The 25813-nt window shown below is 72.5% G+C and carries 21 protein-coding genes and 1 pseudogene; 12 read left to right on the top strand and 10 right to left on the bottom strand.

From position 1 onward, the window contains the following. Window positions 1-181: 181 nt before the first annotated feature. Window positions 182-856, bottom strand: a complete 675-nt coding sequence (locus tag ACZ60B_RS19585; RefSeq protein ID WP_020129286.1) for a Crp/Fnr family transcriptional regulator — start codon at window positions 854-856, stop codon at window positions 182-184. A 326-nt stretch (window positions 857-1182) separates the two neighbouring features. Between ACZ60B_RS19585 and nth the strand changes: the two genes are divergently transcribed. From nth to ACZ60B_RS19570, 3 genes are all read left to right on the top strand, one after another. Next, the gene (nth, locus tag ACZ60B_RS19580; RefSeq protein WP_469388522.1) at window positions 1183-2148 is read left to right on the top strand and encodes an endonuclease III; all 966 of its coding nucleotides are present in this window, start codon (window positions 1183-1185) and stop codon (window positions 2146-2148) included. A gap of 108 nt (window positions 2149-2256) precedes the next feature. After that, window positions 2257-2952 (top strand): NUDIX hydrolase, encoded by a 696-nt coding sequence (locus tag ACZ60B_RS19575; RefSeq protein ID WP_469388594.1) that lies wholly within the window; start codon window positions 2257-2259, stop codon window positions 2950-2952. Between the two features lie 94 nt (window positions 2953-3046). Next, the gene (locus tag ACZ60B_RS19570) at window positions 3047-4246 is read left to right on the top strand and encodes a MarP family serine protease (RefSeq protein ID WP_469388520.1); all 1200 of its coding nucleotides are present in this window, start codon (window positions 3047-3049) and stop codon (window positions 4244-4246) included. A 45-nt stretch (window positions 4247-4291) separates the two neighbouring features. Here ACZ60B_RS19570 and ACZ60B_RS19565 read toward each other — a convergent pair whose 3' ends face one another. The 6 genes from ACZ60B_RS19565 to ACZ60B_RS19540 all read right to left on the bottom strand — a co-directional run bounded on the left by ACZ60B_RS19565 (window position 4292) and on the right by ACZ60B_RS19540 (window position 12644). Next, the gene (locus ACZ60B_RS19565) at window positions 4292-4471 is read right to left on the bottom strand and encodes a hypothetical protein (protein ID WP_450665298.1); all 180 of its coding nucleotides are present in this window, start codon (window positions 4469-4471) and stop codon (window positions 4292-4294) included. A gap of 127 nt (window positions 4472-4598) precedes the next feature. Continuing rightward, window positions 4599-5549, bottom strand: coding sequence for an alpha/beta fold hydrolase (locus ACZ60B_RS19560; protein WP_469388518.1), 951 nt, complete (start codon window positions 5547-5549; stop codon window positions 4599-4601). Next, window positions 5546-6040 carry a phage holin family protein gene (locus ACZ60B_RS19555; RefSeq protein ID WP_469388516.1) on the bottom strand — a complete coding sequence of 165 codons (495 nt, stop codon included), beginning with the start codon at window positions 6038-6040 and terminating at the stop codon, window positions 5546-5548. The genes ACZ60B_RS19560 and ACZ60B_RS19555 overlap by 4 nt, the downstream gene beginning before the upstream one ends. 118 nt (window positions 6041-6158) lie before the next feature. Then, window positions 6159-7592, bottom strand: coding sequence for a Na+/H+ antiporter NhaA (gene nhaA / locus ACZ60B_RS19550; protein WP_469388514.1), 1434 nt, complete (start codon window positions 7590-7592; stop codon window positions 6159-6161). A 182-nt stretch (window positions 7593-7774) separates the two neighbouring features. Further along, window positions 7775-9733, bottom strand: a complete 1959-nt coding sequence (gene acs / locus ACZ60B_RS19545; RefSeq protein ID WP_469388512.1) for an acetate--CoA ligase — start codon at window positions 9731-9733, stop codon at window positions 7775-7777. A gap of 322 nt (window positions 9734-10055) precedes the next feature. Continuing rightward, window positions 10056-12644, bottom strand: a complete 2589-nt coding sequence (locus ACZ60B_RS19540; protein ID WP_469388511.1) for a SulP family inorganic anion transporter — start codon at window positions 12642-12644, stop codon at window positions 10056-10058. 334 nt (window positions 12645-12978) lie between these two features. Here ACZ60B_RS19540 and ACZ60B_RS19535 point away from each other — a divergent pair, with 334 nt between their 5' ends. Beyond that, the gene (locus tag ACZ60B_RS19535) at window positions 12979-14274 is read left to right on the top strand and encodes a polysaccharide deacetylase family protein (RefSeq protein WP_469388509.1); all 1296 of its coding nucleotides are present in this window, start codon (window positions 12979-12981) and stop codon (window positions 14272-14274) included. Here ACZ60B_RS19535 and ACZ60B_RS19530 read toward each other — a convergent pair. Then, window positions 14258-15238 carry an ATP-binding protein gene (locus ACZ60B_RS19530; RefSeq protein ID WP_469388508.1) on the bottom strand — a complete coding sequence of 327 codons (981 nt, stop codon included), beginning with the start codon at window positions 15236-15238 and terminating at the stop codon, window positions 14258-14260. The genes ACZ60B_RS19535 and ACZ60B_RS19530 overlap by 17 nt on opposite strands. 100 nt (window positions 15239-15338) lie before the next feature. On the opposite strand from ACZ60B_RS19530, the gene ACZ60B_RS19525 reads away from it, so the two are divergent. Further along, complete coding sequence (locus tag ACZ60B_RS19525) at window positions 15339-16163, top strand: Fic family protein (protein WP_469388507.1); 825 nt, start codon at window positions 15339-15341, stop codon at window positions 16161-16163. Window positions 16164-16543: 380 nt separating this feature from the next. Here ACZ60B_RS19525 and ACZ60B_RS19520 read toward each other — a convergent pair whose 3' ends face one another. Then, on the bottom strand, window positions 16544-17389 hold the full coding sequence (locus tag ACZ60B_RS19520) for an HAD family hydrolase (protein WP_469388505.1): 846 nt from the start codon (window positions 17387-17389) through the stop codon (window positions 16544-16546). A gap of 557 nt (window positions 17390-17946) precedes the next feature. On the opposite strand from ACZ60B_RS19520, the gene ssd reads away from it, so the two are divergent. The 7 genes and pseudogenes from ssd to ACZ60B_RS19485 all read left to right on the top strand — a co-directional run. Beyond that, complete coding sequence (gene ssd / locus ACZ60B_RS19515) at window positions 17947-19059, top strand: septum site-determining protein Ssd (RefSeq protein WP_469388503.1); 1113 nt, start codon at window positions 17947-17949, stop codon at window positions 19057-19059. Next, the gene (locus ACZ60B_RS19510) at window positions 19056-20381 is read left to right on the top strand and encodes a TadA family conjugal transfer-associated ATPase (RefSeq protein ID WP_469388502.1); all 1326 of its coding nucleotides are present in this window, start codon (window positions 19056-19058) and stop codon (window positions 20379-20381) included. Before ssd ends, ACZ60B_RS19510 begins: the two co-directional genes overlap by 4 nt. Before the next feature lie 5 nt (window positions 20382-20386). Beyond that, window positions 20387-21262 carry a type II secretion system F family protein gene (locus ACZ60B_RS19505; RefSeq protein WP_469388592.1) on the top strand — a complete coding sequence of 292 codons (876 nt, stop codon included), beginning with the start codon at window positions 20387-20389 and terminating at the stop codon, window positions 21260-21262. Continuing rightward, entirely contained in the window at window positions 21259-22050 is a 792-nt protein-coding gene (locus ACZ60B_RS19500; RefSeq protein ID WP_469388500.1) for a type II secretion system F family protein, read from the top strand. The genes ACZ60B_RS19505 and ACZ60B_RS19500 overlap by 4 nt, the downstream gene beginning before the upstream one ends. A gap of 105 nt (window positions 22051-22155) precedes the next feature. Next, window positions 22156-22365 carry a DUF4244 domain-containing protein gene (locus tag ACZ60B_RS19495; RefSeq protein ID WP_469388498.1) on the top strand — a complete coding sequence of 70 codons (210 nt, stop codon included), beginning with the start codon at window positions 22156-22158 and terminating at the stop codon, window positions 22363-22365. After that, window positions 22352-22726 (top strand): TadE family type IV pilus minor pilin, encoded by a 375-nt coding sequence (locus ACZ60B_RS19490; RefSeq protein WP_469388496.1) that lies wholly within the window; start codon window positions 22352-22354, stop codon window positions 22724-22726. The genes ACZ60B_RS19495 and ACZ60B_RS19490 overlap by 14 nt, the downstream gene beginning before the upstream one ends. Next, a pseudogene (locus tag ACZ60B_RS19485) lies at window positions 22723-23190 on the top strand (Rv3654c family TadE-like protein); the annotation flags it as partial. The gene ACZ60B_RS19490 and the pseudogene ACZ60B_RS19485, both read left to right, overlap by 4 nt. A gap of 58 nt (window positions 23191-23248) precedes the next feature. Here ACZ60B_RS19485 and ACZ60B_RS19480 read toward each other — a convergent pair. Then, window positions 23249-25783, bottom strand: coding sequence for a DEAD/DEAH box helicase (locus ACZ60B_RS19480; protein ID WP_469388494.1), 2535 nt, complete (start codon window positions 25781-25783; stop codon window positions 23249-23251). Window positions 25784-25813: the final 30 nt, after the last annotated feature.

The following is a 25813-nucleotide window of genomic DNA, read 5'->3' as shown; positions in this document are numbered from 1 at the left end:
CGGCGGCGCCCCGCGTTTTCGGCGCGGCACGGGGACGGGGTGCCGGCTCGGCGATGACGAGCCGGCGGTCTCGGGCCGATGGTGTCGGGCCGACGGTGTCCGCTCGATGTGACGGGCGGCCGGTTGACGACGGGTCAGTGTGCGACGTCGTCAGCCGGCCGGTCGTGCCGTCGATGCGGGGTCAGCGCGAGCGCTTCGCCAGTCGCTCCACGTCCAGCAGGATCACCGCACGGGCCTCCAGGCGCAGCCAGCCGCGCTGGGCGAAGTCGGCGAGCGCCTTGTTGACCGTCTCGCGCGAGGCGCCGACGAGCTGGGCCAGCTCCTCCTGCGTCAGGTCGTGGACGACGTGGATGCCCTCCTCGGACTGCACGCCGAAGCGCCGGGAGAGGTCCAGCAGGGCGCGCGCCACGCGGCCCGGGACGTCCGAGAAGACCAGGTCGGACATGGCGTCGTTGGTCTTGCGCAGGCGGCGGGCGACGGCCCGCAGCAGCGCGGTGGCCACCTCGGGGCGGGCGTTCAGCCAGGGCTGGAGGTCGCCGTGGCCGAGGCCGAGCAGCTTCACCTCGGTCAGCGCCGTGGCCGTCGCGGTGCGCGGGCCCGGGTCGAAGAGCGACAGCTCACCGATGAGTTCGCTGGGGCCGACCACCGCGAGCATGTTCTCGCGGCCGTCGGGGGAGGTGCGATGCAGCTTGACCTTGCCCTCGGTGACCACGTAGAGCCGGTCTCCCGGGTCGCCCTCGTGGAAGAGGGAGTCGCCGCGAGCCAGGGTCACCTCACTCATGGAGGCGCGAAGCTCCGCGGCCTGCTCGTCGTCGAGTGCCGCGAAGAGCGGGTTGCGCCGCAGAACATCGTCCACGAGTTCTCTCCTTGTCGACCTGCTCAGGGGATCTTGCTCCCCGGTGTACCAGGGGACCGTGTTCCCCATTTTGCCGGACGGTCCAAACAGTGTGATCTGTCACAAGGATGCCGCACACATGTCCCGAGGTAAGCGGCAGGGGGCCAATTGGGGGCCGATCTTCGGGGTCCAAAGCGGATGTCGGTGCCGGGCTCTAGGCTGGCCGGGTGTCCAAAAAGCCGGTGAGAGCACAGGCCAAGGGGGCTGTACGGGTGGGTGTACGGCGTGATTCCGCTGTGGGCGAACAGGAGTCCGATGGTGGAAAGAAGGCGGCGAAAGCGGTACACGTGAGCGAGGTCGCCGAGCCCGCGGAGGCGGCCGTCGAGGCTCCGGCGAAGAAGCCGGTGACGGTGGCTCGGGCGAAGAGGACGGCCCCGAAGGCGGCCGAGCCGGTCAAAGCCGCCGCGCCCGCGAAGACCGCGAAGACCGCCGCGCCCGCGAAGACCGCCGCGCCGGTCAGGGCCGCCAAGCCCGCGAAGGCCGAGTCGCACACCGCCCTCGTCCGCCGCGCCCGGCGCATCGACCGCGAGCTCGCCGAGATCTACCCCTACGCCCACCCCGAACTGGACTTCGAGAACCCCTTCCAGCTCCTGGTCGCCACGGTGCTGTCCGCCCAGACCACGGACCTGCGGGTCAACCAGACCACGCCCGCCCTCTTCGCCCGGTACCCCACCCCCGAGGACCTGGCCGCGGCCAACCCCGAGGAGGTCGAGGAGATCCTCCGCCCCACGGGCTTCTTCCGGGCCAAGACCAAGTCGGTGATAGGCCTTTCCAAGGCTTTGGCGGAGCAGTTCGGCGGTGAGGTCCCGGGACGGCTGGAGGATCTCGTCAAGCTGCCCGGCGTCGGCCGCAAGACCGCGTTCGTCGTGCTCGGCAACGTCTTCGGCCGGCCCGGCATCACCGTGGACACGCATTTCCAGCGGCTGGTGAAGCGTTGGCGATGGACCGAGGAGAGCGACCCGGACAAGATCGAGGCGGCTGTCGGGGCGCTCTTCCCCAAGAGCGCCTGGACGATGCTCTCGCACCATGTGATCTTCCACGGCCGCCGCATCTGCCACGCCCGCAAGCCGGCCTGCGGCGCCTGTCCCATCGCCCCGCTCTGCCCGGCGTACGGCGAGGGCGAGACCGACCCGGAGAAGGCGCGGAAGCTGCTCAAGTACGAGAAGGGCGGCTTCCCGGGCCAGCGCCTGAAGCCCCCGCAGTCCTACCTGGACGCGGGCGGCAGGCCGGCGCCGCCGCTGGGGGCCGGATGAGGGGCGGCCCGGGGGGAGTTGGCCCGACGGGCCCCGCGGTCGAACGGACCGGCCGGAACGATCTCGGGGGTGTGGCGCGTTGGAACAGGCAGGACGACGGGGGTGGCGATGACGCGGGCGAGTGATACCCAGGGCGGGCCGGTGGCGCTGAGCAGGAGCGGGCTGCCCGAGTGGCTCGACCCGGTGGTGCACGCCGTCGAGACGGTGGAGCCGCTCCAGCTCAGCCGCTTCCTGCCCCCGGAGAACGGCGCGGGACGGCAGTCGGCCGTCCTGATCCTGTTCGGCGAGGGTGAACGCGGCCCGGAACTGCTGCTGATGGAGCGGGCCGGCTCGCTGCGCTCGCACGCGGGCCAGCCGTCCTTCCCGGGCGGCGCCCTGGATCCCGAGGACGGCGACCCGCAGGCCGACGGCCCGCTGCGTGCGGCCCTGCGCGAGGCCGAGGAGGAGACCGGCCTCGACCCGGCCGGTGTCCAGCTCTTCGGTGTGCTGCCCAAGCTCTACATCCCGGTCAGCAGCTTCGTCGTGACCCCGGTGCTGGGCTGGTGGCGCGAGCCGAGCCCGGTCGGGGTCGTCGACCCGAACGAGACGGCCCGGGTCTTCACGGTCCCCGTGGCGGATCTCACGGACCCGGTGAACCGCGCCACCACCGTGCACCCCAGCGGCCATCGAGGTCCGGCATTTCTGGTCGAATCGGCCCTGGTGTGGGGATTCACGGCCGGTGTGATCGACCGACTCCTCCACTTCGCGGGCTGGGAGCGGCCCTGGGACCGTGAGAAGACGGTGCCACTCGACTGGCGGTCATGACAGGGTGTCCACCAAGTCGTGTCCCCCCGGAGGACAGCCTCCGGACCCCGGCCGTCTGGAGTGACCGGAAAGTGTTGAGGCGAGGCCTGAAGCGGTGAACGTGCTGGACATCCTGCTGTTGGTCGCGGCCGTGTGGTTCGCGATCGTCGGCTATCGCCAGGGGTTCGTCGTCGGCATCCTGTCGGTGATCGGCTTCCTGGGCGGCGGTCTCGTAGCCGTCTATCTCCTGCCCGTCATCTGGGACTGGCTCACCGACAACTCGGAGGTCAGCACCACGGCCGCCGTCGTCGCCGTGGTCGTCGTCATCGTCTGCGCCTCCGTCGGGCAGGCCCTGACCACCCACCTCGGCAACAAGCTGCGCCGGTACATCACCTGGTCCCCGGCCCGCGCCCTGGACGCGACGGGCGGCGCCCTCGTCAACGTCGTCGCCATGCTGCTGGTCGCCTGGCTGATCGGCTCGGCGCTCGCGGGCACCACCCTGCCGACGCTCGGCAAGGAGGTCCGCAGCTCCAAGGTGCTCCTCGGGGTGTCCCGGGCGTTGCCCGACCAGGCCGACACCTGGTTCGCCGACTTCTCCTCGGTCCTCGCGCAGAACGGCTTCCCGCAGGTCTTCAGCCCGTTCTCGAACGAGCCGATCACCGATGTCCGGCCCCCCGACCCGGCCCTCGCCAACAGCGCGGTCGCCCTGCGCGCGCAGCGCTCCATCGTCAAGGTCACCGGCACCGCCGAGAGCTGCGGCAAGGTCCTGGAGGGCACCGGCTTCGTCTTCGGCGACCGCCGGGTGCTGACCAACGCCCATGTCGTGGGCGGCGTCGACGAACCCACCGTCCAGATCGGCGGCGAGGGCAAGCGTTACGACGCCACGGTCGTCCTCTACGACTGGCGGCGCGACATCGCCGTACTCGACGTACCGGACCTCGAGGCACCCGCGCTGCGGTTCGCGTCCGAGGACGCGGCGAGCGGCGACGGCGCGATCGTCGCGGGCTTCCCGGAGAACGGGTCGTACGACGTCCGCGCCGCGCGCGTGCGCGGACGCATCTCGGCGAACGGTCCGGACATCTACCACCGGGGCACCGTGCGCCGCGACGTCTACTCGCTCTACACGATCGTCCGGCAGGGCAACTCCGGCGGCCCGCTGCTCACACCCGACGGCAAGGTGTACGGCGTGGTGTTCGCCAAGTCGCTCGACGACGCCGACACGGGGTACGCGCTCACCGTGGACGAGATCCGGCAGGACATCGCCGCGGGACGGACCGCGAACCAGCAGGTGGACAGCGACAGCTGCGCGCTCTGAGGCGTTCGTGCCGGACGGTCCCCGGGCCGGTGCGGCCCGCGCGGATCAGCCGCGCGGATGGCGCAGACGCACCGAGACCCAGCGGGCCCGGCGGCGCAGGATGCGCGGGATTCCCACCCCGGGGGTAGCGCCCGCGAGCTCCGGGGCGCCCCTCTGGTGGGAGCTCAGACCACCGGCGGAGCGGCGGTCGCGTGCTGCGTCACTGTAGTCGTGCGTCCAGCCCATACCCCGACGTCTGCCCCCGCCCCAAGGTCGATAACCGCCTCCCGGCCCCTCAATTGGCCTATGCGCCGGGCAATTGGCTGTTCGTAGGACAGTTGTTCACGTTCGGATACCGGGCGCGCCGCGGGGGTCACCGGTCGGGCTCGGGGTCCTTCAGCCAGTTGACCAGTTCGGTGGAGAAGGCGACCGGGTCCTCCTCGTGCGGGAAGTGGCCCAGCCCGTCGAACAGACGCCAGCGGTAAGGCGCTTCGACGTACTCCCCGGAACCGGCCGCGCTGCGCGTGCGCATCACCGGGTCCAGCGAGCCGTGCAGATGGAGGGTCGGCACCCGCACGGGCCGCTTCATCCGGCGGTTGAACTGGATGCCGTCGGGCCGGGCGAGGGAGCGGACCATCCACCGGTACGGCTCGATGGAGCAGTGCGCCGTCGAGGGGATGCAGATGGCGCGGCGGTACGTCTGGACCGCCTCGTCGTCCGGCAGCCGCGGCCCGGACCAGTCCCGGATCAGCCGGCCGACCAGCGCGCCGTCGTCGGCGGTGAGCTGCCGTTCCGGGATCCAGGGCCGCTGGAACCCCCAGACGTAGGAACTCGCCGCCGACTGCTTGACGTCGGAGAGCATCGCGGAGCGCCAGCGCCGGGGGTGCGGCATCGAGGCGACCGCGAGGCGCCGTACCAGCTTCGGGCGCATCACGGCCGCCGTCCACGACAGATAGCCGCCCAGCCCGTGGCCGACCAGCGCGGCGTCCGGCTCGCCGAGCGAGCGGATCACACCGGTGATGTCCAGGGCGAGGTTGGCCGGGTCGTAGCCGCGCGGGGTGCGGTCGCTGCCGCCCACCCCGCGCAGATCCATGGCGACGGCCCGGTAGCCCGCCTCGGCCAGCGCGACGAGCTGGTGCCGCCAGGCCCACCAGAACTGCGGGAAGCCGTGCACCAGCATCACCAGGGGGCCCTCGCCCAGCTCGGCGATGTGGAAGCGGGCGCCGTTGGCGGCGACGTCCCGGTGCGTCACCTCGTGTCCGCCGGGTACGTCCGAGCGTACGACCGAGGTGGGCTGCGCCGAAGGGGTGCCGGGGTCCGTCATGAGGACGAGCGTGCCACAGCTTCGATGGCGACGGGCGTCCCGTCCTCCAGCGCCGGGGGCTGCTGGCGCGGGTGCGGCTTGGCGTTCTGGAGCACGACGGCCGTCTCCTTCATCGAGGCGGCGACCTTCTGCGGGCCCTTGCTGCGCTTGGCCTTCTTCGCGAAGACGACGCCGACCAGGGCCAGTACGGCCGCCACGAGGACGTTCGCCGCGAAGGACAGCAGGAAGCAGATGGCGAGGTTCCAGCCGCTCCAGGTCCGGATGCCGTAGGCGAGGGCGAAGTTCAGCATCGGCAGGGAGAAGAGCAGGACCATCGCGGCGACGGAGAACGCGCCGCCGCTCGTCGCGCCCTTCTTGACGTCCTGCTTCAGCTGGGCCTTCGCCAGCGCGATCTCGTCGTGCACCAGCGCCGACAATTCGGTCGTCGCCGAGGCGAACAGCTGGCCGATGCTGCGTTCGGCGCCGACCGGGCTGCCGTCGGGTGCGCTCATCGAGGTCTCCCTGTGTATGCGTGCGGAAGGTGCGGCCGTACGACCGACGTCGGTGCGGAGTCTGTCCGACGTCTGTCCGGCTGCGTCCGGTCCCGCTCTTTTGTACCGTCTCGTCAGATCATGCCGGACCGTCGTCCTCGTCGCCTGCCCCGCCCGCCACTTCGGCAAGCCTGCTGCGGGCCGCGGCCGTCTCCCGGGCCATCCTGCGGTGCTCGGCGGCCTTGCGGTCGTGGATCTCGGCCATCCGCAGGTGGTACTCCGGATCGTCCTCCTCGTAGATGTCCGGGATGCCGTCGAGGTCTTCGTCCCGCTCCTCGTTCTCGCACATCGCGCGGTACTTGGCGTTGCGCAGTTTCAGCAGCACGGTCGCCAGCGTCGCCGCGATCAGCGAGCCCGTGAGCACGGCGGCCTTGATCTCGTCCGTCAGCACGTCGTCGCCCTCGAAGGCGAGCTCGCCGATGAGCAGCGAGACGGTGAAGCCGATGCCGGCGAGCGTGGCCACGGCGAACACGTCGGGCCAGGCCAGGTCCTCGCTGAGGGAGGCCCGGGTGAAGCGGGCGGTGAGCCAGGTGCCACCGAAGACCCCGACCGCCTTGCCGACGACGAGCCCCAGCACGACACCCAGGGTCTCCGGCTTGGTGAAGACGTCCCCGAGCGCGCCGCCGGAGACCGCCACCCCGGCGCTGAACAGGGCGAACAGCGGCACGGCGAGGCCCGCGGACAGGGGCCGCGCCAGGTGCTCGACCTGCTCGCCCGGGGAGTGCTCCTCGCCCTCGCGGGTGGTGCAGCGCAGCATCAGGCCCATGGCGACGCCCGCGATGGTGGCGTGCACGCCGCTGTTGTACATCAGCCCCCAGATCACCAGGGCGAGCGGAACGTACACGTACCAGCCGCGGACGCCCTTGCGCAGCAGCAGCCAGAAGACGGCGAGGCCGGCGACCGCGCCGCCGAGCGCGGCGAAGTCGATGTGCGCGGTGAAGAAGACGGCGATGATCAGGATCGCGAACAGGTCGTCGACGACGGCGAGGGTGAGCAGGAAGGCGCGCAGGGCGCTCGGCAGCGAGGTGCCGATGACGGCGAGCACCGCCAGCGCGAACGCGATGTCCGTGGCCGTGGGGACCGCCCAGCCGTCCAGGGAGCCCCCGCCGACGACGTTCGTGAGGGCGTAGACGACGGCGGGCACCGCCATGCCGCTCAGGGCGGCGACCACGGGCAGTACGGCCGCCCGGGCGTCGCGCAGATCCCCGGCGACGAGCTCACGCTTGAGTTCGATACCGGCGACGAAGAAGAAGACGGCGAGCAGCCCGTCGGCCGCCCAGTGGGCGACGGACAGATGCAGGCCGAGAGCCTCGGGGCCGAACTCGAAGTGGCTGACGCTCTCGTAACTGTCGTGCAGCGCCGGTACGTTCGACCAGATCAGCGCCGCGACCGCGGCGGCGAGCAACAGGACGCCGCCGACGGTCTCGGCGCGCAGGGCGTCCATGACGTAGGTGCGCTCGGGCAGCGAGAGACGTCCGAGGAACTTGCGTCGGCTGGTGCTGGGCGCGGCCACGGCGGGCACCTCCGGGTCGGTACGGCTGCTGACGGCCGTCGCGCGGGGTCGCCGACGGCATCGCCGACCAGACTTCCCGGCACACCCTGAGCCGCCAGGTTACCCGACCATTACACCGGCAAATGCCTCTTTATGGACAAAAGGGGCGTCCGATGTGTGGTCGGGCGCCCCTCGGGTCGTTCCTAGTCCTCGCTCGGCGCCGCCGGGAGCTTGGACTGGATGAGATCCATGACCGTGGAGTCCGTCAGCGTCGTGACGTCACCCAGCTGGCGGTTCTCGGCGACGTCCCGCAGCAGCCGGCGCATGATCTTGCCGGAGCGGGTCTTCGGCAGTTCCGCCACCGGCAGGACGCGCTTGGGCTTGGCGATCGGGCCGAGGGTGGCGCCGACGTGGTTGCGCAGTTCGGCGACGAGGTTCTCGTCCTCGGCGTCCGCCGTGCCGCGCAGGATGACGAAGGCGACGATGGCCTGTCCGGTCGTCTCGTCCGCCGCGCCGACCACGGCCGCCTCGGCGACCGCCGGGTGCGAGACGAGCGCCGACTCGACCTCGGTGGTCGAGATGTTGTGGCCGGACACCAGCATCACGTCGTCGACCCGGCCCAGCAGCCAGATGTCGCCGTCCTCGTCCTTCTTCGCGCCGTCGCCGGCGAAGTACTTGCCCTCGAACCGGGACCAGTACGTGTCGAGGAACCGCTGGTCGTCGCCCCAGATGGTGCGCAGCATCGACGGCCAGGGCTCGGTGAGGACGAGGTAGCCACCGCCGCCGTTCGGCACCTCGTTCGCCTCGTCGTCGACGACCGTCGCGGAGATGCCCGGCAGCGGGGTCTGCGCCGAACCCGGCTTGGCCTCGGTGACGCCCGGCAGCGGGGAGATCATCATCGCGCCGGTCTCGGTCTGCCACCAGGTGTCGACGACGGGGGTCAGGTCCGCGCCGATGTGCTTGCGGTACCAGATCCACGCCTCGGGGTTGATGGGCTCGCCCACCGATCCCAGGACCCGCAGGGAGGACAGGTCGAACTTCGCGGGGATGTCGTCGCCCCACTTCATGAACGTGCGGATGGCGGTCGGCGCCGTGTACAGGATGGTCACCCCGTACTTCTGCACGATCTCCCAGAAACGGCCCTGGTGCGGGGTGTCGGGCGTGCCCTCGTACATCACCTGGGTCGCGCCGTTGGCCAGCGGCCCGTAGACGATGTAGGAGTGCCCGGTGACCCAGCCGACGTCGGCCGTGCACCAGTACACGTCGGTCTCCGGCTTGAGGTCGAAGACGGCGTGGTGGGTGTACGCGGCCTGGGTGAGGTAGCCGCCGGAGGTGTGCAGGATGCCCTTCGGCTTGCCCGTCGTGCCGGACGTGTAGAGGATGAACAGCGGCTGCTCGGCCTCGAACGCCTCCGGCGTGTGCTCGGCCGACTGCCGCTCCACGATCTCGTGCCACCACACGTCGCGCTCGTCGTGCCACGCGACCTCCTGGCCGGTGCGGCGGACCACGAGCACGTGCTCGACGTTGTCGACCTTGGTGATCGCCTCGTCGACGGCCGGCTTCAGCGCGGACGGCTTGCCGCGCCGCCAGCCGCCGTCGGAGGTGATGACGACCTTGGCGTCGGCGTCCTGGATGCGGGTGGCGAGGGCGTCGGCGGAGAAACCACCGAAGACGACCGAGTGCGCGGCGCCGATGCGGGCGCAGGCCAGCATCGCGATCGCGGTCTCGGGGATCATCGGCATGTAGACGGCGACCCGGTCGCCCTTCTGGACGCCCAGCTCCAGCAGCGCGTTGGCGGCCCTGGAGACCTCGTCCTTGAGGTCGGCGTAGGTGAGGGCGCGGCTGTCGCCCGGCTCGCCCTCGAAGTGGATGGCGACCCGGTCGCCGTGTCCGGCCTCGACATGCCGGTCGACGCAGTTGTACGCGACGTTCAGCGTGCCGTCCTTGAACCACTTGGCGAACGGCGGGTTCGACCAGTCCAGCGTCTCCGTCGGCTCCTCGGCCCAGGTCAGCCGCCGGGCCTGCTCGGCCCAGAAGCCGAGCCTGTCAGCCTTGGCCTGTTCGTACGCCTCCGCGGTGACATTGGCGTTCGCGGCCAGGTCGGCGGGTGGCGCGAACCTGCGTTCTTCCTTGAGCAGGTTGGCCAGGCTCTCGTTGCTCACGACATCTCCCTTTCGAAGGGTGTCCGTTGTGTCCCAGACCACACCTCATCAGACACGGGGGGCCGATGACAAGGGCCGTCGAGAAATTGGTTTAGACCTATGCCGATGATGGCGCGGGGATCCCGCGGACCGCGGGCCGGTGTCCCCCCGGCCACCCCCACCTCACGGACGACCAGGGGTTTACGGAGTCAGGGGCATCCCCGCCCGCGGACGATCGAGGACCCGGGAAGCCGGGGTCATCCCTACCCACGGACGCCCGCACGGTTCGGTTCAGCCTCCCGCGCCGCCCCCCCGGGGTGTCGTGCTGGGCGTGGTGCGGGGATCACGCGGTCAGATCCGCGGCCCCCACATGGCCGAAGACCCGGCCTCCGTCGGTCTCCGTGAGCAGATAGGCCTGGGCCTCGCCCACATGGAAGTACATCCCGTGCAGTTCCAGTGCTCCTTCCCCGAGGGCTCGGGCCACCGACTCGTGCGCGCGCAGATGGTCCAGCTGCTGGACGACGTTGGTCAGACAGAGCCGCTCGACCACGTCCTCGGGCTCGCGTCCGGTCATCCGGGCGCCGGGCCGGTCGGCGCCGGTCTCGTCGGCCATGCGCCGCAGGCTCGGCCGGCCGTGTCGCAGCCAGCGCTCCAGCGGGGTCCGGGCGTCGCCCGGACCGGCGTCGAGCAGCGCCTGCATGGCCCCGCACCCGGAGTGTCCGCACACCGTGACGGAGCGCACCTTCAGCACGTCCACCGCGTACTCGATCGCCGCCCCCACCGAGTCGTCCCCGCTCTCCTCGCCGGGCAGCGGTACGAGGTTGCCCACGTTGCGCACCACGAAGAGGTCGCCCGGACCACTGGAGGTGATCATCGAGGTGACGAGGCGTGAGTCGGCACAGGTCAGGAAGAGCTGGGTCGGGCGCTGACCCTCGCGGGCCAGCCGCGCCAGCTCACCCCGCACCAGGGGCGCGGTGTTGCGCTGGAACGCGCTGATGCCACGCACCAGTTGGTGCTCGCTGGGCTCCGGCGACGGCGGGTCCGCCGGAGCGCCGTCCGGTGCTCCGCCGTCCACCCCGACGGGCGCTCCACCGTTCGCCCCGCTCGGTGCGCCGGCCGGACGGTCCCGCGCCGGCCGGCCCGGACCGTGACCGGCCGCCCCGGCGCCGTGCGGGCCCGATGCCCCGGCCGGGCGGCCGTCGGAGGGCACCACGGACTGCGGGCCCTCGCACTGATGGTTGCGCCAGGCCGTCCAGGGCCGGCAGCGGCAGTCGGCGGACTCCTCGTCCTCGGCGGCCGCGATGCCGGTGCGGCGCCCGGTCGCAGGGGAGGGCTCGGCGATCCGGACCCGGGCGCTGCGGCTGGTCAGCTCGGCGGAACCGCCCTGCGCGGTGTGCGTCTTCTGCCAGTCGTGCAACGACTCGTACGCCGCGTGGTCCATGAACGAACCGTCCAGCTCCACCACGGCGTGGGCGCCCTCGGGTACGAGATGCAGGGCCTGGTTCAGCCGTGGCACCGCCAGGAACGTGAGCTGTCCTCGTACGTGTACGTGATGGACCCCCTCCCTCTCGTCGTGCGTGATACGGGTGCGGGTGAGGCGGTGCAGGGCGACGGCGACGGCGACGGCGATGCCCAGCGTCACACCCTGCAGGACCCCGAGAACCACCACACCGAGTGTGGTGACGGCGTACACCAGCACTTCTCGGTGGCGGGTCACCGTGCGGATGTGGTGCAGGGACACCATCTGGATGCCGACGGCCATCACCAGGGCGGCGAGCGAGGCGAGCGGGATGAGCTCCAGGATCGGGACCATCAGCAGCGCGGCGACCACTACGAGAACGCCGTGCAGCATCGTGGAGTTCCGGCTCACCGCACCGGCTTGGACATTCGCCGAGCTGCGCACGGCAACTCCGGCCACGGGCAGCCCGCCGAGTGCTCCGGAGACCATGTTGGCGGCGCCCTGGCCGAGCAGCTCGCGGTCCAGACGGGAGCGGCCGACGCGGGTGCTCAGACCGGGGGTCCGGGCCACCAGTTTGTCCACCGCGACCGCGCCGAGCAGCGACTGCACGCTGCACACCAGCGTGGTGGTGAGCACGGCGGCGACCAGGCCGAGCGCCGGGCCCTCGGGCAGTCCGGCCAGGGCATGGCTGTGCCAGGACGGCAGGTCGACCCTGGGCAGGGTCAGTCCGGTCAGGGACGCGGCCGTGGTCGCTCCGGCGACGGCGACGAGCGCCGCCGGGATCCGGCGCAGCAGACGGCCGGCCGGGCCCGGGATCCGGGGCCAGAGCAGCAGCAGGGTGAGGGTCAGCGCGCTCACGGACACGGAGGCCGGGTCCAGACCGGCCAACTGTGCGGGCAGCGCGCCGAGGTTGACGAGGACCGAGCTCTGCGGACTGCCGCCGAGGACGATGTGCAGCTGTGCGACGGCGATGGTGATGCCGATGCCGGCGAGCATGCCGTGCACGACGGCGGGGCTGACCGCGAGCGCGCCGCGCGCCACGCGCAGGCAGCCCAGACCGAGTTGGGCGAGTCCGGCGAGGACGGTGATGGCGCAGGTCGTACGCCATCCGTAGCGGTGGATGAGGTCGGCGGTGACGACCGTGAGTCCGGCCGCCGGACCGCTGACCTGGAGCGGGGAGCCGCCGAGCCGGCCGACGACCAGGCCGCCCACGGCCGCGGCGACCAGGCCGGACTGGAGCGGGGCGCCGGTGGCCAGGGCGATTCCCAGGGACAGGGGCAGCGCGATCAGGAAGACCGCGATCGACGCGGACAGATCGGCCCCCGCGAAGGGGGAGTGCCGGGGTGGGGTCGGCGGATGGTGGCCGGGCGGGTGGCGGTCCCTCGCCCGGGTCGGGACGGCGGCCGGCGCCGCGGTCCGCCGGGCGAGGCCGAGGTCGAGGGCGTGGGATCGGGTGGGGACGCTGGCTGACATGTTCCCGTCTCCTCCGGGGCAGCGCGGTCGCGGAACGGATGGTCCCCGTCGATGGCGGGGCTCTGGTCGCGGCCGTGGGTCACGGCGTACTGCGGCGGGATAAATCAACGTTCGGTAAATAGACCGTAATGCAAAGTAAAGGCTCGGGATGGTCATTTCGGGCAAACAGGTCAATAAATCACTCAACGGAGTGATGTGCGCATTTGATCGGCTCGTCGTATTAATTCCTTCTCGGCCTCGTGCGACCTTGACGGCGCTGTCGGCTCGTCCCGGCACGTCACGGAAGGCGCCGTCACCGGCGTTGGCCTGAGAGAAGGAAGAAGGTGGGCGGAACATGGCCGCCACCCAGAGGATCGCCGCGGGCGCTGTGGTCGCCGCGGCCGTAGCCGTGTCGCTCGCCGGCTGCACGACGGGAGCCGGGGGGCCTCCCGGTGCGGGCGAAGGGGTGTCCGGCCCGCAGAAGGTGAAGGGCGCCCCGGCGCCGGGGAGTGTGGTCCGCCTGATCGGCGACGGTTCCACCGCGTACACCGGAGCGCAGCCGCACCTGCCGAGGCCGGAGCGGCTCAAGCCCGGCCAGAAGCCCCCGCAGTTCGTGGTGTTCTCCTGGGACGGGGCGGGCGAGGACAGCCAGAAGCTGTTCTCCCACTTCCGCAAGGTCGCCAAGGAGAACCGGGCGACGATGACGTACTTCCTGAGCGGCGTGTACATGCTGCCCAAGGAGAAGCGTGACCTCTACAAGCCGCCGCAGCACTCGCCGGGCCGCTCGGACATCGGTTTCAACGACGAGCAGGGCATCGCCGACACCGTGCAGCAGCTGCGTATGGCGTGGCTGGAGGGCAACGAGATCGGCACCCACTTCAACGGCCATTTCTGCGGCCCGAACGGTGGCGTCGGGGAGTGGTCCGTCAGCGAGTGGAAGGACGAGATCGCCCAGGCCAAGCGGTTCGTCGAGTCCTGGAAGACCAACACCGGCATGACGAAGTCGTCCCCGCTGCCCTTCGACTACGACAAGGAGCTCATCGGCGCCCGCACCCCCTGTCTGGAGGGCCGGGACAACTTCGTGAAGGCCGCCGCCCAACTGGGCTTCCGCTACGACACCAGCGGCGTGAACAACCAGGTCTGGCCGAAGAAGCGGGAAGGCCTGTGGGATCTGTCCATGCAGCTCGTGCCCTTCCCCGGCCACACCTACGAGCAACTCACCATGGACTACAACTTCATGGTCAACCAGTCGGGCACGAAGACCCAGGGCGACCCGGACAAGTACGCCCTCTGGGGCGACCAGATGCGGGACGGCCTGCTCAAGGGCTTCGAGCGCGCCTACGACGGCAACCGCGCACCCCTGGTCATCGGCAACCACTTCGAGTCCTGGAACGGCGGCACCTACATGCGCGCCCTCGACGAGGTCATCGGGAAGGTCTGCAACAAGCCCGAGGTGCGCTGCGTCTCCTTCCGGCAGCTCGCCGACTGGCTGGACGCCCAGGACCCGCAGATCCTGGCCAGACTGCGCGCCCTGGAGGTGGGCCAAGCCCCCGAGCAGGGCTGGGCGTCCTTCCTGTCGGCCCGCCCGGCCCCCGCGCCCAAGGGTGTGCCCGGGGCGCCGCCGGCCGATCCGGCTACGCGGGGGCGGTGACCCCCTCGCCGAGCACGAAGCCGGGGTCGATCTGTGCCGCCAGGTCGGCCCCGGTGCGCTCGTTTCCCCAGGACCGGGCGTTCTTCAGGTGGAAGTGCACCATCTGCCGTGTGTAGCGCTCCCAGTCGCGCAGTTCGTAGGTCGCGTCGGTGGCCGTGTGCAGCAGGCGCAGGGCGCGGCGGTTGGCGTCCTCCAGGAGCTCGAACCGGGGCGGCCGGCCCTTCTCCATCGCGCGCACCCAGTCCGAGTGCCCGACCGTCACCAGCAGGTCGTCGCCTGCCTCGCCGCGCAGGAAGTCGATGTCGTCCTGGTTCTGCACCTTGTTGCCGACGACCTTCAGGACGACACCGAAGTCGCGGGCGTACTCCTTGTACTGGCGATAGACGGAGACCCCCTTCCGGGTCGGCTCGGCGACGAGGAACGTGATGTCGAAGCGGGTGAACATGCCGGAGGCGAAGGAGTCCGAACCTGCCGTCATGTCGACCACGACGTACTCACCGGCGCCGTCCGCCAGGTGGTTCAGGCAGAGCTCCACCGCCCCCGTCTTGGAGTGGTAGCAGGCGACCCCCAGGTCGGAGTCCGTGAAGGGGCCGGTGACCATCAGACGGACGGCGCCGCCGTCGAGTTCCACCGGCCGGGCGCAGGCGTCGTAGACCGGATTGGGGTCCCGGACCCGCAGCAGGCGCGAGCCCTCACCGGGCGGTGTCGTCTTGATCATCGTCTCGGCGGAGGCGATGCGCGGGTTGGATCCGCGCAGGTAGTCCTTGATCAGCCGAAGCTGTCCGCCCATCGCGGGCAGCCTCGCCGCCTCCTGCTCGTCGAGGCCGAGGGCGGCGCCCAGGTGCTGGTTGATGTCGGCGTCGACGGCGACGACCGGCGCTCCGGCGGCCACGAGATGACGGATGAACAGGGAGGACAGGGTCGTCTTGCCGCTGCCGCCCTTTCCGACGAAAGCAATTTTCATGTTCACCAAGCGTAGTGGCGCGATTGCGGTGGGTGGCGATGGGGGTGAAGAAGACCACTCCTTCGTGGGGCGCGCCCCCAGGGTGCGTAATGTCGTACTCATGAGTACGACAGGTGCGTCCGCCGATCCGCTCGCGACCCTGGGCTCGCTGCCCGGGGTGGCCGAGTCCGTGGAGTCCGTGCGCAAGGCCGTGGACCGGGTCTACGGGCACCGGGTCATGCGGCGCCGCAGCAACGAGATCACCTCCGAGGCGGCACTGCGGGGCGCCCGCGGCTCCGCGGCCCTGTCCGGCGCGGACTGGGGGCTCGAAGAGGTGCGTCGGCGCACCGACTTCAGCGGCGACGACGAGTCGCGTGTCATGGGCGCGGCGCTCCGGCTGACCGCCGAGGCGGGCCAGCTGCTGTCCATCTGGCGGCAGTCGCCGCTCAGGGTGCTGGCCCGGCTGCATCTGGTCGCCGCCGCGAGCCAGGGGGACGAGGTCGGGCGGCCGCGGCAGGCGGGCGAGCAGGTCGACGAGCCGCTGGTCGAGCTGCCGCTGCCGAGCGCGGCGGAGGTGTCCGGCCGGCTGGAGGGCCTGTCCGAGCTGATCATCGCGGGCGGTTCGGCGCCGGCTCTGGTGACGGCGGCCGTGGTCCACGGCGAGATCCTCGCGCTGCGTCCGTTCACCTCGCACAACGGTCTGGTGGCACGCAGCGCCGAGCGCATCGTGCTGGTCGGCAGCGGCCTCGACCCCAAGTCGGTCTGCCCGGCCGAGGTCGGCCACGCCGAGCTGGGCCGGGCGGCCTACCTCGCGGCCCTGGACGGCTACGTGTCGGGCACCCCGGAGGGTGTGGCCGCCTGGATCACCCACTGCGGCAGGGCGGTCGGGCTGGGGGCCCGCGAGTCGACGGCGGTGTGCGAGGCGCTGCAGCGCGGGGCGGCATGAGAAGAGGCCCCCGAAGGGGCCTCGCAGGGTTGCGGCGGTACGGTTTTCCGTACCGCCGCTGGCATGTTCACCCGGTTACCAAGCGTCCTCGATATATGCCCATCAGGCCGGGGGCTTTGCCCGTACCTGGTGCGGCTGGCCCGTAATCGACGGGTCGACGTCGCGTGGGTGCCCGGTGTTCATGCAGGGTCCGTGGGGCCAAATGCGTTTAAAAGGTGATCCTCTCGGATGTCCTTCGGTCTCGCGGGCCACTAAATCCTTTGTACTGCACGCCCGGAGGAAGCGGAACCCCTGACCGCACTTCTTTACTTTCAGTATCAAAGACGTGCTAATCGGTAACCTCTCCGGCAAAGGGTGCCGGATCGGGGTGAAGTCGCAGGTCAGGCTATGGTCGACCGACGCCTGCTCGCGTACCAGACCAGCCCCGCCGTGGCCGCCGCGGCTCCTATCGCCGCGGCCGCGACGAGGACGGGCCGGGCCGGTACGGCGAGCCCCGGAATGCGCTGCTTCAGTCGCACCGGCCGGTGGAAGTCGAGGACCGGCCAGCCCTGTGCCACCGCCTCGCGGCGCAGCGCGCGGTCCGGGTTCACGGCGTGCGGATGGCCCACGGAGCGGAGCATCGGCAGGTCGGTCGCCGAGTCGCTGTAGGCATAGCAGCGGGCGAGGTCGTAGCCCTCGGACTCGGCCAGCTCCTTGATCGCCTCGGCCTTCGTCGGGCCGTAGGCGTAGTACTCCACCTCCCCGGTGAAGCAGCCGTCGTCGCCCACGACCATCCGGGTGGCCACCACGCGGTCCGCGCCGAGCAGCTCGCCGATCGGCTCGACCACTTCGGCGCCCGACGTGGACACGATCACGACGTCGCGTCCCGCGGTGTGATGCATCTCGATGAGGGAGGCGGCCTCGTCGTAGATGATCGGGTCGATCAGGTCGTGAAGGGTCTCGGCGACGAGTTCCTTCACCTGTTGGACGTTCCAGCCGCGGCACATCGCGGACAGGTACGCACGCATGCGTTCCATCTGGTCGTGGTCCATGCCGCCCAGCATGAAGACGAACTGGGCGTATGCGGTCCGCAAGGCGACCCTGCGGTTGATCAGCCCGCCTTGGTAGAAGGACTTGCTGAAGGTGAGTGTGCTCGACTTCGCAATGACCGTCTTGTCCAGGTCAAAGAAGGCGGCTGCGCGGGGCAAGGAGTGGTTTTCCACGCCCCGAGCATAGGCGCAGCCCATTCGGCGTAAGGTGGGCGCGTGGGTTTGCCTGAGAGGGCTCTCGGGTACACCATGGAAGTCACGGATCGTTCGCGACCGTGCTAACCCGGTCCGACTCCTCCCCCCCCGAGTCGGCCGTGGAGACGACCCCCGCTCTCCCCCCCGGCGGGGGTCGTCGCATGTCCGGACGGGTTTTCCCCTCTTGTGCGCGGTCGCGGAGCCGCTTCGAGGCGGCCTGGGCCGCCCTCTTCGCGCGCTCTTGATCAGTCACTGTGCGTAGTCGAAACGCTCCTCTGTGGAAGTCGCGCACAGGCCGGTTCGGGCCGCCGGTATGGGTGACGGCGATATTCACAACAGGCGAGTTGTCCACAGTTTTCGACCAAGATCCACAAGATTTCCGGGATCGCTGCACCGTGATTGCAACGCGTCCGGCCCACGGCGAGTTCCATGGCCGGTTCCGATTGTCGGTCGCGTTCGGCCGGTTTCCGGCGGCCGCTCAAAGGGCGGCCGGACGTCGTGCCTTCACACGTTCGGGAATCGCGGGGCCGCGGAGGCTGCGCGAGAAGCAGCGAAGGGGGATGGAAACCGTGGCCGGAACCGTCACACACGACCCGCCGCCGACCACCGGGGGCCGGCCGGGCAGGCCGCTGATCGTCACGGAGGACGCGGAGCTCCTGGACGACCTGCTCCGCCTGTGCGCGGCGGCCGGTGCCACACCCGAGGTCCACCACGGGGTGCCGAAACCGAGAGGCGGCTGGGAGACCGCCCCGCTCGTCCTGGTCGGCGACGACGCCGCCCGGCGGGTGCGCGGGGCCGCCCGCAGGCGCGGCGTGGTGCTCGTCGGGCGGGACCAGGACGACTCGGGGGTGTGGCAGCGGGCGGTCGAGATCGGCGCCGACCACGTCCTGATGCTGCCGGACGGGGAGCAGTGGCTGGTCGACCGCATCGCCGACGTCGCCGAGGGCGTCGGCCGGCCCGCGCTCACCGTCGGCGTGATCGGCGGCCGCGGCGGCGCCGGAGCCTCCACGCTCGCGTGCGCCCTCGCCGTCACCTCCGCACGCGAGGGGCTGCGCACCCTGCTGGTGGACGCGGATCCGCTGGGCGGCGGACTCGACGTACTCCTCGGCGGCGAGACGGCCGAGGGGCTGCGCTGGCCCGCCTTCGCCGCCTCACGCGGACGCGTCGGCGGCGGCGCCCTGGAGGAGTCCCTGCCGCGCCTGCACGCCCTGCGGGTGCTGAGCTGGGACCGCGGCGACTGCGTCGCCGTCCCGCCCCAGGCCGTGCGGGCGGTGCTCGCGGCGGCCCGGCGCCGGGGCGGCACCGTGGTCGTGGACCTGCCGCGCCGCATCGACGACGGTGTGGCCGAGGCGCTCGCCCAGCTCGATCTGGGCCTGCTCGTGGTCCCGGCCGAACTGCGCGCCGTGGCGGCTGCGGGACGGGTGGCGTCGGCCGTCGGCATGGTCCTGCGCGACCTGCGGGTGGCGGTACGCGGGCCCTGCCCGCCCGGGCTCGACGACCGCGAAGTGGCGCGGCTGCTCGGCCTGCCGCTGGCCGGCGAGGTGCCCGCGGAGTCCGCGCTGCTGCGGCCGGACGGGGGCAAGGCGCCGCCGGGCGCGGCCGCGCGAGGACCGCTCGCGCGGTTCTGCAAGGAGTTCTGGGCACGGGCCCTGGTCGAGACGGCCGGCCCATGAGCACCTCCCCCGCGACCGAGCGGGCCACCGGCTCGGCGCTCCTGGACGGCGTACGGCGGTGGCTGGCCGAGAGCGGCGCCGAACCGACCCCCGCGCGCGTGGCGCAGGCCCTGCGCGAACAGGGACGGGTCCTCGGGGACGCCGAAGTGCTCGGCGCCGCCGAGCAGCTGCGCTGCGAACTGGTCGGCAGCGGGCCGCTGGAAGCGCTGCTCGGCGATCCCACGGTGACCGACGTGCTGGTCTCGGCTCCGGACCGGGTCTGGGTGGACCGGGGCGGCGGGCTGGAACTGACCGCGGTCTCCTTCCCGGACGCGGCGGCCGTACGGCGCCTCGCGCAACGGCTGGCCGCGGTGGCCGGACGCCGGCTCGACGACGCGCGGCCCTGGGCCGACGCCCGGCTGCCGGACGGCACCCGGCTGCACGCGGTGCTGCCGCCGGTCGCCGTCGGCTGCACCTGCCTCTCGCTGCGGGTGGTACGACCCCGCGCCTTCACCCTCGACGAGTTGGTCGCGGCGGGCACGGTGCCGCCGGGCGGGGACCGGGTGCTGCGGGCGCTGCTGAGGGCCCGGCTGTCCTTCGTGATCAGCGGCGGCACCGGCAGCGGCAAGACGACCCTGCTGAGCGCGCTGCTCGGGCTCGTCGGCCCGGGGGAGCGGATCGTGCTCGCGGAGGACTCCGCGGAGCTGCGGCCGGATCATCCCCACGTCGTACGCCTGGAGGCGAGACCCGCCAACCAGGAGGGCGCGGGCCTCGTGACCCTCGAGGACCTGGTGCGGCAGGCGCTGCGCATGCGCCCGGACCGACTGGTCGTCGGCGAGGTGCGCGGCCCCGAGGTGGTCCATCTGCTGGCCGCGTTGAACACCGGCCACCAGGGCGGGTGCGGAACGGTCCATGCCAACGCGGCCGCCGACGTACCGGCCCGGCTGGAGGCGCTCGGCACGGCGGCCGGGCTCGACCGGGCCGCGCTGCACAGCCAGGTCGCGGCGGCGCTGTCGGTGGTCCTGCACCTCTCGCGCGACCGGGCGGGTCGGCGGCGGATCGCCGAGGTCCACGTGCTGGAGCGGGACGCGACGGGGCTGGTGCGGACGGTGCCGGCGCTGCGCTGGGGTGTGCGGGCCTTCGCCCGCGAGCGGGGGTGGGAGCGGCTGCGGGAGCTGCTTCGCGGCCCGGACGGCGGGAGCGGACGGGAGGACGGGAGCGGACGGGAGGGCGAGTGCGGGCGGGTCGGCGAGCGAGGGAGAGAGGGCGAGCACGGCGGGGCGGACGGTCGGTCTCCACGGGTGGAGGCGCCGGATGACGAGAAAGGACGGCGCAAGACGTGAGCGCGATGGGTGGGATCTCGTGGGGCGAGTCGGTGACGGGCGCGACCGTGGCGTGCGCGGGAGCGGCCGTCTGGTGGGCGGGCGGTCGGCACTCCGCGGCCCGGCGGGCGCAATTGCTGTTCGCGGGCGGCGGGGCGGTCGCCACCGGACCGCCGGGGTGGCGGCAGCTGTCCTGTGGACTGCGGCAGATCCGCGAACGCTGGCGGGCCGAGTGGTGGGCGCCGGCCGCCGGACTGGTGCTGGCGGTGCTGGGGGCCTCGGTGCTGCCGGTCGCCGTGGGGGCGGCGGGGGTTCCGTTGGCGCGCCGGGCGCGGCTGGCCGGTCGGGCCCGGAAGGCGCGGGAGCGCCGGGAGGACGCGGTCATCGCTCTGTGCGGGACGCTCGCCGGTGAGGTGCGGGCCGGGCGGCAGCCGGGTGAGGCGCTGATGCGCGCCGCCCGCGAGTGCGAGGGGCTCGGGGACGCGCAGGCGGCGGTGCTGGCGGCGGCGAGGTTCGGCGGGGACGTCCCCACGGTGCTCGCGGCCGCGGCGCGGCAACCGGGGGCCGAGGGGCTGCTGGGCCTCGCGGCGTGCTGGCGGGTGGCCGTGGACCGGGGTGCGGGCCTCGCCGCCGGACTCGACCGGATCGAGCGGGCGCTGCGCGCCGAACGGGACCAGCGCGCCGATCTCCGTGCCCAGCTGGCCGGGGCCCGCTCCACGGCGGTGATGCTCGCCGGTCTGCCCGCCCTGGGGTTCCTCCTCGGCGGCGCGCTGGGTGCCGACCCGCTGCACGTGCTCCTGCACACCGGAGCCGGCCTGGGCTGTCTGCTGGCCGGCGGTCTCCTGGAGGGCGTCGGGATGTGGTGGGCGCTGCGGATCGTACGAGGGGCGGAGGCCACATGAGCGGGGGCGTGGAGGTTTTCCACAGGCTGGGGGTGACCTTGGGGGTCGCGCTCGTCCTCGGCGGGCTGGGGTGCTGGGCGGCGGCCGTGCGGCGACGGCGCGGGGTACGGCGACGGATCGCCGAGCTGCTCGCCCTGGAAACGGGATCGGCGGGTGCCCGCCCGGCGATCGGCGAAGCCGCACGGCGCTGGCTGCCCTGGGCGGGGGCGGTGACCGCCGGATGGGTGGTGGTCGGCGGCTTCGCCGGAGTGGTGGTCGGTGTGCTCACGGCGGCCGCGCTGCGGCGGTGGCGTCTGCGGCAGGTGTCCACGGGTCGCGCGGCGGACGTCGACGTGGGGGAGGCCGCCCGGCAGCTCCCGCTCGCCGCGGAACTGCTGGGTGCCTGTGTCGAGGCCGGAGCCGGTCCGGTGGTCGCCGCCCAGGCGACCGGTGAGGCGCTCGGCGGCCCGGTCGGGTCGGCGTTGGCACGCGGCGCCGCGGAGGTGCGGCTCGGGGGCGAACCGGGCGAGGCCTGGCGGCGGCTGGCCTCGATCCCGGGCGCCGAGGCCCTGGCGCGGCTGCTGGAACGGGCCGGTGTCTCCGGTCTCCCCGCGGCAGGCCCCGTCGCACGGTTCGCCGCGGACGCCCGCGCGGAGCGGGCCCGCGACGCGGCGGTACGGGCCAGACGGGCGGCGGTGCTGGTCACCGTGCCGGTGGGGCTGTGCTTCCTGCCCGCGTTCATCGCCGTCGGCGTACTGCCCGTGGTGATCGGGCTGGCGGGCGAAGTGATGGGAGGGGGTGGCGGATGACGGGGTGACGCGCCTGAGGGCGCACGACCGGGAGCGAGGGCCGGACACCGGGCCGGCCGGCACGGACCAGAGAGATCGACGGAACCGGACCTTACGGGGGCTGAGATGTACAAGGCGGTACGGGTGCGGCTGCGCGCCCTGAAGCACGGGGCACGTGCGGTGCGCGAGGACGCGGGGATGGTCACGTCCGAGTACGCGATGGGGATCGTCGCGGCAGTGGCGTTCGCCGTGCTCCTCTACAAGGTGGTGACGAGCGGTGAGGTCGGCGCGGAGCTCGAGGCCATCGTGAAGCGAGCGCTCAGTGCGTCGATGTGAGCGAGGCGCGGACCGGGGGTTCGTGACGGCCGAGTCGGCGGTGGTGCTGCCCGTGCTGGTGCTGTTCGCGATGGCGCTGGTGTGGGGGCTGCTCGTGGCGGCCGTACGGATCCAGTGCGTGGACGCGGCGCGGACGGGGGCGCGGGCGGCGGCCCGCCAGGACCCGCCCGACGCGGTCCTGGAGGTCACCCGGGCGGCGGCACCGAGCGGTGCGGAGGTCACGGTGGGCCGTTCGGGTGACCAGGTCCGTGTGGTGGTCGTGGCCAGGCCACCGGCGCTGCACGGGCTGCCGTTCGAGGTACGGGAGGAGGCCGTGGCATGGGCCGAGGAAACAGTGGAGTCGGTGGAGGCGGATCCATGACGGGACGTCGGACGGGGAGCGGGGAGCTCCGGGCGGCCCGGGCGATCCGGGGGCTCAAGGCGTCCCGGAGGCTTCGGGCGGAGCGTGCCGGGCTGGACGGCGGGCCGCGCTCGGACCGCGGTTCCGCCACCGTCTGGAGCGTCGGAGCGATCGCCGTGCTGTGCGTCGTGTTCGGGGTGGTGCTGGCGCTGGGACAGGCCGTCCTGACCCGGCACCGGGCGGCCGGCGGCGCGGACCTCGCGGCGCTCGCGGCGGCCGACCACGCGGCGGAGGGAGGTGCGGCGGCCTGTGCGCGGGCGGAGCGGGTGGCTCGGGCCCAGGGCACCCGGCTGGTGCGGTGCGCCGTGGTGGGCGCGGTCTCGGACGTGTCCGCGGCTTCGGGGCGGGGGCCGTTCGAGGCCGAGGTCAGGGCCCGGGCGGGCCCGGCGGGACAGATCCCCCGGACTCTCCCCGCGCCGCTTCCCGGCCCCGCGCCGCTCCCGGGCCCCGCCGTGACTCCCGCTCCGATCCTGAGCCCCGTCCCTACTCCCCAGCGGCTCCCGGGAGCCGCCCCGACTCCGGCGCTCCCCGATCCTGCGGCTCGTCCCGCGGCTCGTCCTGCTGGTCCCCCTGTGGCGCTCCCCGCAGCAGAACCGTGAGCAGGCGTACGGCACCCCGCTTGTGCAGGGGATCGTTCCCGTTGCCGCACTTGGGCGACTGGATGCAGGACGGGCAGCCGGCCTCGCACTCGCAGGAGGCGATGGCCTGACGGGTGGCGGTGAGCCAGGCGCGGGCGGTGCGGAAGGCACGCTCCGCGAAGCCCGCGCCGCCGGGGTGGCCGTCGTAGACGAAGACCGTCGGCAGGAGGGTGTCGGGGTGCAGGGGTACGGACACGCCGCCGATGTCCCAGCGGTCGCAGGTCGCGAAGAGGGGCAGCATCCCGATCGAGGCGTGCTCCGCGGCGTGCAGGGCGCCGCCCAGGATCTCCGGGTCGATCCGGGCCTCGTCCAGCTGGTCCTCGGTGACCGTCCACCACACGGCCCGGGTCCGCAGCGTACGAGGGGGGAGGTCGAGCTTCGTCTCGCCCAGCACCTCGCCGGTGATGACGCGTCTGCGCAGGAAGGAGACGACCTGGTTGGTGACCTCCACGGAGCCGTAGCACAGGCGGCCGTCGCCCCAGGGGATCTCGGTGTCGGTCTCCAGGACGGAGATCGACGTCGTGTCGCGGGCGACCGTCGAGTACGGCGGGGCGGCCTCCTCGACCAGGGCGACCGAGTCCTCCAGGTCGAGGGAGCGGACGAGGTAGGTACGCCCCTGGTGGAGGTGGACCGCGCCCTCGTGGACGGCGGTGTGGGAGGCGCTCTCGTCGACCGTGCCCAGCAGCCGGCCCGTTCCCTCCTCGACGATCTGCACCGGCCTTCCGCCCCCGCCGCGGATATCGGTCAGGTCGGCGGCCCGCTCCCGGCGGGTCCAGTGCCAGGCCTTCGTCCGGCGGCGCAGCAGTTTCGCGGCCTCCAGCTGCGGCAGCAGTTCCGCGGCCGCCGGACCGAAGAGGGTCAGGTCCTCCTCGACCAGCGGCAGCTCCGCCGCGGCCGCGCACAGGTGCGGGGCGAGGACGTAGGGATTGTCGGGGTCGAGGACCGTGGATTCCACCGGTCGGTCGAACAGGGCCTCGGGATGATGGACGAGGAAGGTGTCCAGCGGATCGTCGCGGGCCACCAGGACGGCGAGGGCACCCTGCCCGGAGCGTCCGGCCCGGCCCGCCTGCTGCCACAGCGACGCGCGGGTGCCCGGATAGCCCGTGATGAGCACGGCGTCCAGGCCCGACACGTCCACGCCGAGTTCCAGGGCGGTCGTGGCGGCGAGGCCGAGGAGCTCGCCGGAGTGCAGGGCGCGTTCCAGGGCGCGGCGCTCCTCGGGGAGGTAGCCGCCGCGATACGCCGCGACACGCCGGGCCAGTGAACGGTCCACCTCGGCGAGACGCTCCTGGGCGATGACGGCGATGAGCTCGGCGCCGCGCCGGGAGCGTACGAAGGCGACCGTGCGTACGCCCTGCACGGCGAGGTCGGTGAGCAGGTCGGCCGTCTCGGCGGTGGCCGTCCGGCGCACCGGAGCGCCCTTCTCGCCCTGCATCTCGGTGAGCGGGGGCTCCCAGAGGGCGAACACCAGTTCACCGCGGGGTGAGGCGTCGTCGGCGACCTCGACCACCGGCAGGCCGGTCAGTCGGCGGGCGGCCACGGCCGGCTCGGCGGCGGTGGCCGAGGCCAGCAGGAAGACCGGGGAGGCCCCGTAGCGGGCGCACAGGCGGCGCAGGCGGCGCAGCACCTGGGCGACATGGGAGCCGAAGACGCCCCGGTAGGTGTGGCACTCGTCGATGACGACGTACCTGAGCGACTTCAGGAAGGAGGACCAGCGCGGGTGGGACGGCAATATGCCGCGGTGGAGCATGTCCGGGTTGGTGAGGACGTAGTTGGCGTACTGGCGGACCCACTCGCGTTCCTCGAACGGCGTGTCGCCGTCGTACACGGCCGGGCGCACGGCCTTGCCCAGGGGCTGCGCGAGGCCCTTCACCGCGCGGCACTGGTCGGCCGCCAGGGCCTTCGTGGGGGCCAGGTACAGGGCGGTGGCGCCGCGGCCGTTCGGGGCCTCGGAGCCGTCCAGGAGCGCGGACAGGACCGGGACGAGGTAGGCGAGGGACTTGCCGGACGCGGTGCCGGTGGCGACCACCACCGACTCGCCGTCCAGGGCGTGCTCGGCGACCTCCGCCTGGTGGGCCCAAGGGTGTTCGATGCCCGCGGACCGGACGGCCGCGACGACCTCGGAGCGAATCCGGTGAGGCCAGACGGCATGGCGACCCGCACGTGGGGGCAAGTGCTCCGTATGAGTGATGCGCGAAGCCCGGCTCGGCCCCGAGGCGAGCCGGTTCAGGACGGTGCTCGGCGAGGGGCGGGACTCGGGTTCCGCCGGGGATCGATCGGATCGGTGATTCTCGGCCATCGGCACCGAGTGTGTCACTGGCGTGACGGACAATGGAGCCAAGGCGTCGTGCACGCCTGCCGGTAAGTGATTGAATGCCATCGCGGCTGGCGAACCGTCCTGGGGGCTCTG

The organism is Streptomyces sp. NPDC104096, assembly GCF_055584385.1.
Note: the sequence above shows the minus strand (reverse complement) of the source record. Positions and strands in the feature narration are given on the sequence as shown.